Origin of the sequence: Virgibacillus halotolerans, from assembly GCF_016908515.1 — a bacterium.
GTDB classification, from domain to species: Bacteria; Bacillota; Bacilli; order Bacillales; family Amphibacillaceae; genus Virgibacillus_M; species Virgibacillus_M halotolerans.
In genome coordinates, this window is the sequence record NZ_JAFBEA010000014.1 from 1 (window position 1) to 15,032 (window position 15,032).

At 41.1% G+C, this 15,032-nt stretch carries 11 protein-coding genes; 10 read left to right on the forward strand and 1 reads right to left on the reverse strand.

The features are described from left to right. Positions 1-1,190: 1,190 nt before the first annotated feature. From ilvB to allD, 10 genes are all read left to right on the forward strand, one after another. Positions 1,191-2,915: a biosynthetic-type acetolactate synthase large subunit gene (ilvB, locus tag JOC34_RS20675; protein WP_205138697.1), complete on the forward strand. Its 1,725-nt coding sequence runs from the start codon at positions 1,191-1,193 to the stop codon at positions 2,913-2,915. Beyond that, positions 2,912-3,430, forward strand: coding sequence for an acetolactate synthase small subunit (ilvN, locus tag JOC34_RS20680; RefSeq protein ID WP_205138698.1), 519 nt, complete (start codon positions 2,912-2,914; stop codon positions 3,428-3,430). The genes ilvB and ilvN overlap by 4 nt, the downstream gene beginning before the upstream one ends. Positions 3,431-3,483: 53 nt before the next feature. Then, positions 3,484-4,527, forward strand: coding sequence for a ketol-acid reductoisomerase (gene ilvC, locus JOC34_RS20685; RefSeq protein WP_205138699.1), 1,044 nt, complete (start codon positions 3,484-3,486; stop codon positions 4,525-4,527). After that, positions 4,514-6,064, forward strand: a complete 1,551-nt coding sequence (locus JOC34_RS20690) for a 2-isopropylmalate synthase (RefSeq protein WP_205138700.1) — start codon at positions 4,514-4,516, stop codon at positions 6,062-6,064. The genes ilvC and JOC34_RS20690 overlap by 14 nt, the downstream gene beginning before the upstream one ends. A gap of 68 nt (positions 6,065-6,132) precedes the next feature. Continuing rightward, on the forward strand, positions 6,133-7,239 hold the full coding sequence (gene leuB, locus JOC34_RS20695) for a 3-isopropylmalate dehydrogenase (protein WP_205138701.1): 1,107 nt from the start codon (positions 6,133-6,135) through the stop codon (positions 7,237-7,239). A 17-nt stretch (positions 7,240-7,256) separates the two neighbouring features. Next, the gene (leuC, locus tag JOC34_RS20700; protein ID WP_205138769.1) at positions 7,257-8,663 is read left to right on the forward strand and encodes a 3-isopropylmalate dehydratase large subunit; all 1,407 of its coding nucleotides are present in this window, start codon (positions 7,257-7,259) and stop codon (positions 8,661-8,663) included. A gap of 12 nt (positions 8,664-8,675) precedes the next feature. Then, positions 8,676-9,260, forward strand: a complete 585-nt coding sequence (leuD, locus tag JOC34_RS20705) for a 3-isopropylmalate dehydratase small subunit (RefSeq protein ID WP_205138702.1) — start codon at positions 8,676-8,678, stop codon at positions 9,258-9,260. An 87-nt stretch (positions 9,261-9,347) separates the two neighbouring features. Then, on the forward strand, positions 9,348-10,295 hold the full coding sequence (gene ilvA / locus JOC34_RS20710) for a threonine ammonia-lyase (RefSeq protein WP_205138703.1): 948 nt from the start codon (positions 9,348-9,350) through the stop codon (positions 10,293-10,295). Positions 10,296-10,603: 308 nt separating this feature from the next. Further along, positions 10,604-12,211 (forward strand): esterase/lipase family protein, encoded by a 1,608-nt coding sequence (locus tag JOC34_RS20715; RefSeq protein ID WP_205138704.1) that lies wholly within the window; start codon positions 10,604-10,606, stop codon positions 12,209-12,211. A 540-nt stretch (positions 12,212-12,751) separates the two neighbouring features. Continuing rightward, positions 12,752-13,801 carry an ureidoglycolate dehydrogenase gene (gene allD, locus JOC34_RS20720; RefSeq protein WP_205138705.1) on the forward strand — a complete coding sequence of 350 codons (1,050 nt, stop codon included), beginning with the start codon at positions 12,752-12,754 and terminating at the stop codon, positions 13,799-13,801. 112 nt (positions 13,802-13,913) lie between these two features. Here the strand turns inward: allD and JOC34_RS20725 are convergent, their stop codons facing one another. Further along, positions 13,914-14,780 (reverse strand): alpha/beta hydrolase, encoded by an 867-nt coding sequence (locus JOC34_RS20725; RefSeq protein WP_205138706.1) that lies wholly within the window; start codon positions 14,778-14,780, stop codon positions 13,914-13,916. Positions 14,781-15,032: the final 252 nt, after the last annotated feature.

Consider the following 15,032-nt stretch of genomic DNA (forward strand, 5'->3'; position numbering starts at 1 on the left):
ATTTACGTGAATGAGATCTTTTAGACATACAAAAACTCCCCTTAAGGAAAACAGATTTTATTTTTTAATCTGTCTACCTTAAGGGGAGCATATCATAATGACTGGGGTCTTTTTATCGCAGTTTGGCGGGTAGTAAAACCCCCACCTCAAAAATATAGGTAACCAAAAATTCTAGGTGGGGGATAAACTGCCCGCACAAGCCCTGCAAGTAGGGAACAAAGACGTTGCCACCTCCAGTGGCAACGTCTTTGAAACCCACGTTGTGTGGGCCTCAAACTAATATTCAGTGGGAGAGGCAGACTAAAATCGCGACATCCTGGGACTGCACCACAGGTTCGTCCCACCGAAGACATTTGTCGCAACGTCTGGGACTGCGCTAACGCTCGTCCCACCGAAAACCTTTGCACTAGCACATCCTGTGCGTCGAAACTCCCATTGAATGTAGTTTCACTTTATGTAACTCCGTATTTAGAACAAAAAGCTCGCCCCAAAAAAACTCATTTGCTAAATTGCGGTAAAAATCAAAATGTAATATAAATGTAATATTAAAATATTTAAAAATCAATTCATGATCATGTAGCCGTTGTAATCGCATACATTAAATTTAACTAATTCAAACTATCAAAAAACTTTAAAAAGGCTGTTGACCAAAAGGGAAATCCGTTATATGATAACCAACAATATTAATAAACCAAAACAGTCCTACTTTTTAAAAAGCAAACGTTAGACTCAATTATCAAAATCTTATAATAAGCATTTCGATAAATGCTCGCTAAAGTATCTGACTAAATAATATAATTCGATGACGGGAAAAAAGGAATATGTACCATTGTATTTTCAGAGATCCGGGGTTGCTGGAAGCCCGGAAATACAACATATTCTGACATCATCCCTGAGTGCGGAGTTGAACGGTTCAAACCCATTAGACTTTGCCAGGTGCATAACTTTGCACCTGTTATCAAACCAGGCTGTACGTTAGCCTCCTAAGGCAGTATTCGTGAGAGTACTGCAAACCCGGGTGGTACCGAGAAATGATAGACCCTTTTCTCCCCTACAATTCTGATTTTATGCAGATTTAGAGGGGCGAGAAGGGTCTTTTTATTTGCAGTTAGAAAGTATAAAACTTTCCAACTGCGTAAGCTAAAGCTGAATTTTCTAATTAATTTGATTACCAAAGGAGGCAAGTAGTAATGAAGGTTGAAGCAGAACATGAAATGGAAGTTACGAAAGAATTGAAAACAGGGTCTGATCTACTCATTGAAACATTGGTTGATCAAACGGTAGATACCATATTTGGCTATCCAGGTGGTGCTGTTTTACCCATTTACGATGCGCTCTATCGCAGTGAAGCACCATTTCAGCATATTTTGTCAAGGCACGAACAAGGAGCGATTCACGCAGCAGAAGGCTATGCACGCGTAACAGGTAAACCTGGGGTCGTATTTGCAACTTCGGGTCCAGGGGCAACAAACTTAATTACAGGCATTACGGATGCGATGATGGATTCATTGCCATTGGTTGTCTTTACTGGGCAGGTTGCAAAAAGTGTTATCGGCACAGATGCATTTCAGGAATCAGATATTATTGGCATCACGACACCGATTACAAAGTATAACTACCAAGTGAATCATTTATCCGATTTACCGAGAATCGTGAAAGAAGCATTTCATATTGCTTCAACAGGACGCCCTGGGCCGGTGTTGGTAGATATACCGAAGAATATTTCCTCGGAAATTGTATCCGGAGAATTTGACAGTGACTTTTACTTACCGGGATATCAGCCGACTGAAAAGCCGAATCCACTGCAGATCGTGAAACTGGCAGAAGCATTAAGCCGTTCGAAAAAACCATTACTACTGGCTGGCGCTGGCATTATCGCAGCAAAAGGTTCGGAAGCGTTACTTGCATTTGCTGAAAAATATCAGCTCCCTGTAACAAATACATTACTTGGGTTGGGCAGCTTTCCGGGAACAAATCCATTATCATTGGGGATGGCTGGGATGCACGGATCATACGCCGCGAACATGGCGATTTATGAATGTGATTTACTGATTAACATCGGCGCCCGGTTTGATGATCGTTTAACAGGGAATTTGGAACATTTCGCACCGCAGGCAAAGGTTGCTCATATTGATATCGATCCAGCAGAAATCGGTAAAAATATACCAACTGAGATTCCGGTCGTAGCGGATGCTAACGCAGCATTGGAAGCATTATTAAGAAGTGATGTTAAAATGCCTGACCACCAAGTGTGGAAGGAAAAAATAGAAAAGAATAAAATCAATTATCCGTTATGGTATAAACGCTCAGAGGAATTAATGTCACCTCAATGGTTACTGGAACAAGTTTATTGGGCTTCTAAAGGAGAGGCGATTGTAACAACAGATGTCGGACAGCATCAAATGTGGGCGGCGCAGTTTTATTCCTTTGATAAACCCAATCGCTGGGTAACATCCGGCGGGCTAGGAACGATGGGCTTTGGTTTTCCGGCAGCAATTGGAGCGCAGCTGGGAGCCCCGAACGATTTAGTTATTTCGATCGTTGGTGATGGCGGCTTTCAAATGACATTGCAGGAACTATCAGTGATTAAAGAAAGAAATTTACCGGTTAAAGTAATTATTGTTAATAACGAGGCGCTTGGTATGGTAAGACAGTGGCAGGAAAGTTTTTATGAAGAAAGATATTCAGAGTCACTGTTGACTGTAAACCCGGACTTTGTAAAACTCGCTGAAAGTTATGGCATCCGAGGGGAAAGAATTGACAAAGAATCGGACGCTGTCAGCGTACTTGAGGATGTTTTTGCTTATGATGGGCCGGTTGTTGTTGATTGCCGAGTTCTTCAACTAGAAACGGTTAATCCGATGATTGCACCAGGTAAAGGAATTCATGAAATGATTGGGGTGACGAAATCATGAGACGGATTATCATCGCCACTGTTCAAAACCGGGGAGGCGTATTAAACCGGATCACGGGTATGCTTAACAAGCGGCAATTCAATATCGAGAGTATCTCCGTTGGTACATCGGAACAAGAAGGGATCTCGAAAATGACATTTGTTGTCGAGGTCAGTGATAGTCAAAAGCTTGAACAACTGACGAAACAGTTGAATAAACAAATTGACGTTTTAAAAGTATCTGATATTACAGATAAAGCAATGGTTGCAAGAGAGCTTGCATTAATCAAAGTTGGTGGCAGCGGGCAATTACGATCTGAAGTCCAAGGGATTATCACACCGTTTCGTGCCTCTATTATCGATGTGAGCAGAGATAGCTTAACCATTCAAGTAACGGGAAACCCGGATAAGGTAGAAGCTTTAATTACGCTGCTCAGACCTTACGGCATTAAAGATTTAACGAGAACGGGGGTAACTGCTTTCCTGAGAGGGCAGCAACCGCAAGTTACAGAAATAAACTCAGCATTTTCCATTTAAGTAAAAAGCACGAACAAATCAACTAAAAACGAAAACAGAGAGGAAGATTTATTATGTCAAAAGTACTTTATGAACAAGATATTCAAACAGAGGTTTTACGAGAAAAGAAGATTGCTATTGTTGGTTATGGCTCACAGGGGCATGCACATGCATTGAACCTTCGTGACAGTGGTTATGATGTTGTGATTGGTTTAAGACCAGGTAAATCTCAGGCAAAAGCGGAAGAAGATGGCTTTACCGTACTATCTGTTGCTGATGCAGTAAAAGAATCGGATGTTGTGATGATTTTGCTTCCGGATGAAGGTCAAACAAAAGTATATTACGAAAGCATTCAACCAAACCTTGAAGCAGGAAATGCAATTGCGTTTGCGCATGGATTTAATATTCACTTTAGCCAAATCGTGCCACCATTTGATGTTGATGTTTTCCTTGTTGCACCAAAAGGACCAGGACATTTAGTACGCAGAACCTATGAAGAAGGCGCAGGAGTTCCTGCATTATATGGTGTAGAGCAAGACGTAACAGGCAATGCCAAAGCGATTGCACTTGCATATGCACAAGGTATCGGAGCCGGAAGAGCTGGTATCCTGGCAACAAGCTTTCAAGAAGAAACGGAAACAGATTTGTTTGGGGAACAGGCTGTACTATGTGGCGGTATTACAAGCTTGATCAAAGCAGGCTTTGAAACATTAACGGAAGCAGGCTATCAACCGGAAGTTGCTTATTTTGAGTGTTTACATGAAGTGAAGTTAATTGTTGACTTGATCTATGAAGGCGGATTGGAAAATATGCGCTATTCTATCTCTGATACAGCACAGTGGGGAGATTTCGTTTCTGGTCCACGTGTCGTGAATGAAGAAACAAAAGCGCGCATGAAAGATGTTCTTACAGATATACAGTCAGGTGAATTCGCTAAAGGATGGATTCTTGAAAACCAGGCAAACCGTCCGAAATTTAACGCAATCAATGCACAGGAAAATAATCATATAATCGAAAAAGTTGGAAAGGAGTTACGTGATTTAATGCCTTTTGTTAAAAACCCATTGCACAACAAACAAGAACAACAAAAGGATGTGAAAGTTAATGTCACAAATTAAGATTTTCGATACAACTTTGAGAGATGGAGAGCAATCTCCCGGCGTCAACTTGAACCAATTGGAAAAAATGGAAATCGCCAAACAACTAGAACGTTTGGGCATTGATCGGATGGAAGCGGGATTCCCTGCTTCCTCCAAAGGTGATTTTAATGCAGTGAAGGCGATTGCTGAAACGATTAAAGAAACATCTATCACCGGTCTGGCGCGATCCGTAAAATCAGAAGTTGATATCTCTTGGGAGGCATTAAAGTCGTCTGCTGAACCGTGTTTACACCTTGTGCTAGCAACGTCACCCATTCACATGACCTATAAGCTAAAGAAATCACCGGATCAAGTGATTGAGATGGCAGTGAACTCAGTGGCCTATGCAAGAAAGAAATTCCCACAAGTTCAATGGTCTGCAGAAGACGCGTCTCGTTCCGATTTGCCATTTCTGGCACAGATTATTGAACGTGTCATTGATGCAGGCGCTACGGTGATTAATTTACCAGATACAGTGGGGTATACAACACCGATTGAATACGGAAAAATGTTCCGCTATATTAAAGAAAATGTACCAAATATTGATAGGGTACACCTTTCTTGCCATTGCCATAACGATCTTGGTATGGCAGTAGCGAACTCATTAGCAGCAATTGAAAACGGGGTAACCCAGGTTGAGGGAACAATCAATGGTATTGGGGAGCGCGCTGGAAATACGGCGTTAGAAGAAGTAGCTGTTGCGCTGAAAATTCGTGGTGATTATTACAAGCATACTACCGGAATGAGATTGGAAGAAATTAAACGTACCAGTGATCTTGTATCTAAATTAACTGGTATGCAAATACAAGCAAATAAAGCAATCACAGGGCGCAATGCATTTGCACATGAATCTGGTATCCACCAGGATGGTGTCTTAAAACATGCCGCAACCTATGAAATTATTACACCGGAAATGGTTGGGGTAAATAAGAATACAATTTTCTTAGGAAAGCATTCAGGACGTCATGCGTTTACAGTAAGACTAAAAGAGCTGGGCTATGAGCTTACCGAAGAAAAATTGCAGGAAGCTTTTGAGGCATTTAAATTATTAACAGATCGCAAAAAGGAAATCACGGATGATGACTTGTTCACGATCTTAATGGAAGTGCAAACTGATACATCGGCAATCAATAAGTATGAGTTGGAAATGTTTCAGGTGCAATATGGAACTGAAAATGTACCAACAGCCACGGTTGTCCTGAACACGCCGGAAAATAAGCGAGTTGAAAAAGCCTGTACGGGTCAAGGTAGTGTCGAAGCATTGTATGAAACATTGGACGCAATCATTCAAGAGGAATTGCAACTTGTTGATTACCAACTTAGTTCCGTAGGACGTGGCAAAGATGCACTGGCAGAATCCTATGTACAAATGATTGTAAATGGGGAGCCAGTCAATGGCAGGGGTACTGCTCAAGACGTGATTGAAGCATCTGCCAATGCATTTTTAAATGCAGTGAATCGCTATGTGATTCAAGCACAATCGAAACAAAACCAAAAAACAGGAACAACGAAATAAGCATACGGACAGTCCGGAGATAAATGCTGAGACTGTCCAATAATGAGAAATAGGGGAGGGGAGTTTTTATGAATAAGCAAATTATTTTACTTCCGGGTGATGGTGTTGGAAAAGAGATTATGGACTCAGCCAAGCGCGTATTAAATGCAATCGCCAGCGAATTTGGTCATAGCTTTACATTTCATCAGCATGCCATTGGTGGTGATGCAATTGATCAATTCGAAACACCTTTGCCGGAAGATACGGTTAAAGCATGTGAAGGTGCAGATGCTATTTTATTAGGTGCTGTCGGAGGGAAGAAATGGGACTCCCTTCCAGCACATTTAAGACCGGAAAAAGGCTTGCTTGGCATTCGTAAAACATTGGGGTTATTTGCGAATCTTCGTCCTGTAAAAGGGTTCGCGCCATTACTTGATGCTTCACCATTAAAAGAATCAGTTATTCAGGGCAGTGATATTTTAATCATCCGTGAACTGACAGGTGGACTTTATTTTGGTCAGCCAAGTGAACGACGGGAAAATGGCAACGCGGTCGTGGATACCCTTTCCTATCATCGTTCTGAAATGGAACGAATTATTGATAAAGGCTTTCAAAGTGCGCAGTTAAGAAACAACCACTTGACATCAGTTGATAAAGCGAATGTTTTAGAATCAAGTCGTATGTGGCGTGAAATTGTAAATCAAAAAAGTAAAGAATATCCTGATGTAACAGTTGAACATCTGTTAGTAGACGCTGCAGCAATGAAGCTGATCACGCAACCTAACACATTTGACGTGATCGTTACGGAAAATTTATTCGGTGATATTTTAAGTGATGAAGCTTCCGTGTTAACCGGGTCACTTGGCATGCTACCATCAGCGAGTATTCGCTCTGATGGCGTCGGGTTATATGAACCGGTTCATGGTTCAGCCCCGGATATTGCCGGAAAAGGAATCGCAAATCCGCTTGGAATGATTCTATCTGCTGCAATGATGCTTCGGTACTCATTCGGCATGGAGGATGAAGCGGATGAGATTGAGGAAGCTGTCAATGATGCATTGGAACAAGGGTATTATACAGCTGACTTGAAAGTGACGGGTGGCAAGTTAGTTGGAACAGAAGAAATGACGAAAGTAGTACTAGATAATTTGACAACAAAAAGTGTTTCGAACAGCATTTGTAGTGTATACGTTTAAATGTGGAGGTGTGATGAATCGTGAAACCAGAAACAATTGTAAATAAAATATGGAATAAACATGTCGTACATCAAGAAGAGGGAAATCCGGATTTACTGTATATTGATTTGCATTTGGTCCACGAGGTAACCTCACCACAGGCATTTGAGGGGTTACGATTAAATAATCGTAAGGTGCGCCGACCGGATTTAACTTACGCAACAATGGACCACAACGTGCCAACAAAAAATCGTGATGTTATCAAAGATCAAATTGCACAAAAGCAAATGGAAACATTGAAACAAAATTGCTTGGAAAATGGCATCACACTGGCTGATATGTACCATCCGGATCAAGGAATTGTGCACGTGATTGGGCCTGAGCTTGGATTAACCCAACCGGGTAAAACAATTGTTTGTGGGGATAGTCATACATCAACACACGGTGCTTTCGGTGCATTGGCTTTTGGTATTGGTACGAGTGAGGTTGAGCATGTACTCGCAACCCAATCGCTATGGCAAGACCGTCCAAAAACATTAAAAATTCAAGTTGAGGGTGACCTTGGTCCCGGTGTAACTGCTAAAGATTTAATCTTGGCGATCATTGGTAAGTTCGGCGTAAAATTTGGAACCGGCTATGTAATGGAATATACAGGTAAAGCCATTCGTAACTTATCCATGGAAGAGCGCATGACAGTGTGTAATATGTCAATTGAGGCTGGCGCACGTGCAGGACTGATCAGTCCGGACGAAACAACGGTTGAATTCCTGAAGGGGAGAGCACACGTCCCGGAAGGAGAAGCTTTTGAATTACTTGCCGAAGAATGGTTGAGTCTGGCAACCGATGAGGGTGCTGTATATGATAAAACAGTCGTCATTAAAGCAGCGGAAGTCGAACCGCAAGTAACTTGGGGTACCAATCCTGGTATGTGTGTACCGGTAAGTGGTACCACGCCAGATTTAAGTCAGGTGGAGCACAAAGAAGATGTAGAACGGGCACTGGATTATATGGGACTAGTTGAGAATCAGCCGATCACATCGATAGAGATTGACCATGTGTTTATCGGCTCCTGTACGAATTCCAGATTAAGTGATCTGCAAAAAGCTGCAGCAATTATTGAAGGAAAACGTGTGAGTGATAAAGTAAGGGCAATTGTTGTCCCTGGTTCCTTTAGTATTAAAATGCAAGCTGAAAAAGAAGGATTGGACGAAATTTTTAAAGCGGCAGGCTTTGAGTGGCGCGAAGCTGGATGCAGTATGTGTTTAGCGATGAATAACGATGTCGTTCCACCTGGTGGACGTTGTGCATCCACCTCAAACCGGAATTTTGAAGGAAGACAGGGAAATGGTTCACGCACACATTTAGTAAGTCCAGAAATGGCGGCGATAGCTGCCGTTGAAGGTCACTTTGTGGATGTTCGTCAATTTACAGGAGTGCTTAACTAGGAGGTGTGATGCATGGAAGCAATTGAAAAGCATAGAGGGCTTGTTTATCCACTTAACCGAGCCAATATCGATACAGACCAAATTATACCGAAGCAATTTTTAAAACGGATTGAACGAACTGGTTTTGGCCAATTTTTATTCTATCATTGGCGCTTTGATGACGATGGAAATAAGCGCACCGATTTTAGTATGAATTATCCGGAATATCAAAATGCTTCTATATTAGTGGCGGGGGATAATTTCGGTTGCGGGTCTTCACGAGAACACGCACCATGGGCATTGCTTGATTATGGTTTTCGTGTGATCATCGCGCCGAGCTTTGCCGATATTTTTTATAACAACTCGCTTAAAAATGGCATCATTCCAATTCAGCTGGATCAGGAGCAAGTCGATCAATGGATGGAACGTGCAGAAAAAGGCACACTCACCCTTGATATCGATTTGAAGAATCAATTTATTGTGGATGAAGCCGATCAAAAAGTTCACTTTGATATACCAGAATATCATAAAGAAAAATTAATAAATGGTTGGGATGACATTGCACTGACATTACAGCATCAGGATGCGATCAGTGCCTATGAAGGAAATTTAGCATAACAGTACGTGTTCAAAAGAAGAGAACTAACAAATTAGGAGTGTGAAGCAATTGGGGATTGCCTAACTGGTGAAAAGGTTTATACCGCGATGAAAAGTTTAACACCCATCGTTCACCGAACACCATTATTAACATCGGAAACAACGAACAAATTAGTTGGTAAGAACGTTTATTTTAAAATGGAAAATCAACAAAAAACAGGCGCATTTAAATTCCGTGGCGCGAGCTTTAAACTGATGCAGTTATCTAAAGATGAATTGAATCGGGGTGTGATCACTGCTTCAGCGGGGAATCACGCCCAAGGTGTTGCTCATGCCGCATCGAAGTTAGGTGTAAAAGCAACGATATTTATGGCTGAAAGTACGCCCCACGCAAAGGTAAACGCAACGCGAAACTATGGGGCTACCGTCGTGCTGACCGGAGAAAGCTTTCAAGAAGCATATGAAGCATCACTGAAGCAGCAAATGCAAACAGGTGCTACTTATATTCATCCATTTGATGATTATGATGTGATGGCAGGTCAGGGAACCATAGCCATGGAAATGCTTAGACAAGAAGACCGGATCGACACCATCCTTGTCCCGATTGGCGGTGGTGGTCTGATTAGTGGTATCGCTGTCGCCGCCAAGCATGTCAATCGGAATATTAAAGTGATTGGTGTACAGGCAAGTGGCGCTGCTGCGATGTATAACAGCTATCATAGTGATCGTGTGAAAAACGATAAAACAGTAGCGACAATTGCAGAAGGAATCGCGGTGAAACAGCCTGGAAAACATACATTGCCAATCATTCGAGAATATGTCGATGATATAATAACCGTTACGGATGAAGAAATTGCGGCCGGGATTGTGTATATGCTGGAGCGCAACAAAACACTTGTGGAAGGCGCAGGTGCAGCAGCATTGGCAGCTTTATTTGCACACAGTAAACAAATAAAGTCCAGGCATTGTGGCATCATTGTGAGCGGAGGAAATATGGATATCAGTACCTTGTCAATGGTACAGCAACTGGCAGAAAGAGAGCACCAACCTGCTTAAGATAATATAAGATGAACAAAATACAAGCCGAATAGTACGAACCAGGTACCATTCTGTCGAAATATATAAGGAAGTCGCAAGCCCTAATATACTTGCATATTAGGGCTTGCGACATTTTTACTTCATAAATTATTAGGTACACGTTTCGCTTTTTGCGACTGCTTTTAGGGTAAGACATATACATATGGGTAAACAGACTACTTCAATTACACCTCAGACCTTTTCCATTCGCATGTTTTCATTGTTTATCACATTTATTTTAGCCTTTTAGTATATATGATACAAGGAAACGAAAAAGGAGGGAAATAATGATTAATAAGGTGAAATGTTTGTTAACTATTGTTTTCATCATGGCATTCATGCTAATGATTGGTTATCCGGTTGCAGCATCTGAACAAGCAGATAGCCAAAAAAGTCTAGCTGATCCAATGCCTATCAATCCTGGTGAAAAAAATGATGCAACAGGAAAGGGAGGAAATGAAAACAATGAAACACCAGGTGAATGGTATAAAGGAGAAACACCGAAAAATCTAGATGTAGACGCTCCCATCTTGTTGTTTGTCCCCGGACTGAACAATACAGCACAAATATTCTGGGAAGACAATGATATGTACCGAACGGCACACGATGCAGGGTATCAAACGGCATTTGTACAGTTGTATGATGCTGGGGGCGAATCAGCGGATATGTGGGATAACGGGGAACTATTGGCAGAAAAAATCAGTGAAATATCCGATTACTTTAATGGGAAACCGATAACACTTGTTGCTTATAGTAAAGGTGGCGTAGATTCACAAACCGCAACAACCTATTATGGCGCATGGAAAAATGTAGAAAACGTGATTACATTATCAAGCCCACATCATGGCTCACAGCTAGCAGATTTAGCATACAGCTTTTGGGCAGGTTGGCTTGCTGATTTAATTGGGATGCAGGGTGAAGGTACGTATGCATTGGAAACAGGATATATGGAAAATTTCCGTTCAGAAATGGACTCGGAACCTTTGGCATATCAAAATGATTATTTCACTTTAGGTGGAGAAGATTGGGGTTCTATGTTCTCTTCCACATGGTTTGGTGGTAACTATTTATCTAGTTATGGAGATAATGATGGGGTAGTCACGACCGAAAGCAGCAATCTCCCTGGTGGTCAAGAATTGGCTATTGGAGAGTGGGATCATTCGACGATCCGAACGGGCCTAACTTTTGATGTTTTTCAAAGTTATATAAATAATAGCGAACTTGTAAACTACCGCGATACAACGGAGAAGTCAAATCAGGCAGAACTGACAACTTCAGTAGGAAACCAGTGGATTCACGGTGGTGCGTTAGCAGCAAATGACGTTGAACGACTATCAATCCCGGTAGAGGAAAATGTAAAGGGGCTATCCCTTGATATTATGACAGCCACGCCTGTAGTGATTAAAGTTACCGATCCAGATGGAAAAGAGAGTAATTTGCATGTGAATCCCAGTAAAAATGTTGAAGGACTTTTCACAGGGGCATTTAGCAATCAAATTAAACTTGATCATCCAAACGTAGGGGAATGGCAAGTTGAACTTCAATCAAATAAAGAAAGTGGATATCTCCTCGTTGCAGATTATGAGGCGAATGCAAAGATCCAGTATTATCATGCAAGAGGGGAGAATCAAAACAAAGCATTAACGTTTGATCTGACAGCAAATGCATTTAATGTCCAGGAAGATTCATTACGTGCAACCTACCATGTAATAGAATCAGGTAATATGAATAATGTAAAAAAATGGTCTGTCAAGGGCAACGAGAATCTGTCACAAACATTAACGTTTGATAAAAAGAATAAAGTTTATAATATTTCAGTAGACATTACTGGTATAACAAAATCGGGATACCCATTTAAACGGACTGTAGTGGATTCAGTTTATAGTGGAAAATAGTTAGGTTAGAACTGCTTATCTGTTATTGAATCGTCTATTTCGCGGAAATAGCTTGCAAATTAAATGTCATTAAATATAGAGTTGGAAGCTTTTATTGTATATAGAAAAGTATTCCTGAACTTGAATAATATCATATAATTATATAAAGTAATAGTTATCCTGCTTTTAATTTCGAAAGTTCTAAGACAAGGGAAGATTTGCCTAGGAAAAGGAGTGACTTCCATATGAAAAAAAGGCACATCTAGGATTGGTCATTAATTTGGAGAATTTAAGTAGAAAATGAGGCGAGATTTTCCTTTATTTTGAACACTTTTTGAATGAATTTTTTGCCTTTTCGAAAAAATAGACATGTTATTTCACTAAAACACTTTACAAATCCCTTGTAATTCTTTAATATATGCTAATATTACCTTCGAATCTTCGAAGGTAATTTATTTTGTAGCAGAAAGGCTAACTATTTTCTTATTCTGCATAAGTGCAACTGTAAAATCAAGATGCAGGAAATGAAGCTTCATAACTATTTTGAGAGGGGTATGATTCATGCTAGTATCAAAACAGGATTTAAAGAAATTAATGAAAGACAAGCTACATAAAGCCGGTTTGAATGAATTACATGCAGATGGCGTGGCAGATGTATTGCTTCACGCTGATTTAAGAGGTGTTCATTCTCACGGTGCAATGCGAGTGGAGTATTATGCGGAACGAATTGCTAAAGGTGGTATTAACGTAGATCCGGAATTTACATTTAAGCAAACAGGTCCATCCACAGCAGTATTTGATGGGGATAATGGTGCCGGGCACGTTGCTGCAAAAGAAGCGATGGATGAAGCGATCAAAATGGCGAAAGAAAATGGCATTGCAACTGTTGGGGTAAGACGAATTAGCCATAGTGGTTCCCTATCCTACTTTGTTCAACAAGCTGCCAAGGAAAATATGATTGGAATTTCCGTTTGTCAATCTGATCCGATGGTTGTTCCATTTGGCGGTGCAGAACCTTATTATGGAACGAATCCGATTGCATTTGCCGCACCAGGTGAGGACGGGGAGCACATCACATTTGATATGGCGACAACAGTCCAGGCCTGGGGTAAAATACTTCATGCACGTTCTAAAAACGAAGCGATTCCTGAGGGCTGGGCGGTAGATGAAAACGGTGAAAATACAACCGATCCATTTGATGTGAAAGCACTATTACCGATTGCTGGACCAAAAGGCTATGGTTTAATGATGATGGTGGATATCCTTTCCGGTGTGCTACTGGGACTTCCTTTTGGAAATAAAACTTCATCCATGTACCATGATTTAAGTGAAGGAAGAAACCTTGGTCAGCTTCATATCGTAATTAATCCGGAATACTTTACGAATCTAAAAGAATTTAAACAGAATATCACTAAAACAATGAATGATTTAAACAGCATAAAACCTGCAAAAGGGTTTGACCACGTATCCTATCCAGGACAGCGTAGTGCAGAAAGAGAAAAGAAACAGGAAGCAAACGGAATTGAGATTGTGGATGATATTTATGAATATCTCGCATCTGACGTTGTTCATAACAACGCATACGATGATAAAGATCCATTTGCAAAATAAAGCATGAAAAAGAGGCTGTCCAAGTGGGCAGCCTCTTTTTCATGAACCATCGCGTCTAAGCGCTGAATGATTGTCCGCGATCGCCGAACTCGCGCGGCAGTCCCGCTAACTCCTATACGTTTTCTTTTAAAAACGCAATCACTTGTTCAAATGCTTCCTTCACGAGCGGATCATCCATATGCTGATCAAATGTATGCTTACCATTTGGAATGGTAATTAACTGAGCGCTCCCGTCAAGGGATTGAATTTTTTTATGCATGTTTACGGATTCCGAGTAAGGTACGTCCTCATCATGATCTCCGTGCAAAAGCAATGTCGCTGGATAATTGTCATCGACTTTTTCAATTGGACAATAGGCATGTAATTTATCCGCTTCCGTAAATGGATTCCAATTGGTGACGTAATCAAGCCAGGTTCCCTGCTGCCTGCAATATAAATAAATTGCGTAGCGCCTTTCAATGGGCGCCCGGGAGATGGGCTGTGGTTGAATGAGCTGATCGGCAAGCATTTTTGGTACAGTAGTCATGCTCGTAAAGTGTGGAGACGGCTTTGTGTACCAGTCACCTAAAATATTCCCATAACCATAAAAAGAAACAATTGCTTTTGGCTTGATGTCGAAGGTGCCGGCAAGTAAAGCTAAATAACCGCCAGCAGAGCTGCCAATCACAGCAATACGCTCAGGGTCATAATCGAATGTCTCTTTGCCAGTTTCTTTCAACCAAATAAGCGCGTCCGCAATGTCACTGGCGATATCCGGTAATTTACTTTCTGGTGCCAGTCGGTAATCGATTGAGCAAAAATGGAAGCCATGCTGATTATATAAGGCGATCTGTTCCTTATGCACATCTTCTCTTGTTCCCCATATAAGTCCACCGCCATGGATATACATAATTAGTGGTGCATTTGTTTCGTCTGTAGGATAAAAATCCCCCTTGATGTCGCAACCAGTGATGCTTTTGTATGTGAATGTTTTTTTCATGTATGTCAACCCTCTTTCTATAAACAGCCAGTCTATCATTTTGTAAATAGATTAACTGTCCCATTTAAAACTGTCAAATAGATGAAAAAACACAATACCGACAGTTTGCACAAAAAATAAAAGTATTATTGTCTTGTTTGCACAATGAATTTCATTGGAAAGTCAGATGTTTTCGTGTATAATCTATTAGTGGAAAACAAATTATACCCAATGATTATCCGATGGTAAGCCTTTTAGGAGAAACTAACCCGG

Coding starts and splice junctions, on each gene's coding strand:
- leuB (WP_205138701.1), top strand. CDS start 6,133: ATGAATAAGCAAATTATTTTACTTCCGGGTGATGGTGTTGGAAAAGAG.
- allD (WP_205138705.1), top strand. CDS start 12,752: ATGCTAGTATCAAAACAGGATTTAAAGAAATTAATGAAAGACAAGCTA.
- leuD (WP_205138702.1), top strand. CDS start 8,676: ATGGAAGCAATTGAAAAGCATAGAGGGCTTGTTTATCCACTTAACCGA.
- ilvC (WP_205138699.1), top strand. CDS start 3,484: ATGTCAAAAGTACTTTATGAACAAGATATTCAAACAGAGGTTTTACGA.
- JOC34_RS20715 (WP_205138704.1), top strand. CDS start 10,604: ATGATTAATAAGGTGAAATGTTTGTTAACTATTGTTTTCATCATGGCA.
- ilvA (WP_205138703.1), top strand. CDS start 9,348: ATGAAAAGTTTAACACCCATCGTTCACCGAACACCATTATTAACATCG.
- ilvB (WP_205138697.1), top strand. CDS start 1,191: ATGAAGGTTGAAGCAGAACATGAAATGGAAGTTACGAAAGAATTGAAA.
- JOC34_RS20725 (WP_205138706.1), bottom strand. CDS start 14,780: ATGAAAAAAACATTCACATACAAAAGCATCACTGGTTGCGACATCAAG.
- ilvN (WP_205138698.1), top strand. CDS start 2,912: ATGAGACGGATTATCATCGCCACTGTTCAAAACCGGGGAGGCGTATTA.
- JOC34_RS20690 (WP_205138700.1), top strand. CDS start 4,514: ATGTCACAAATTAAGATTTTCGATACAACTTTGAGAGATGGAGAGCAA.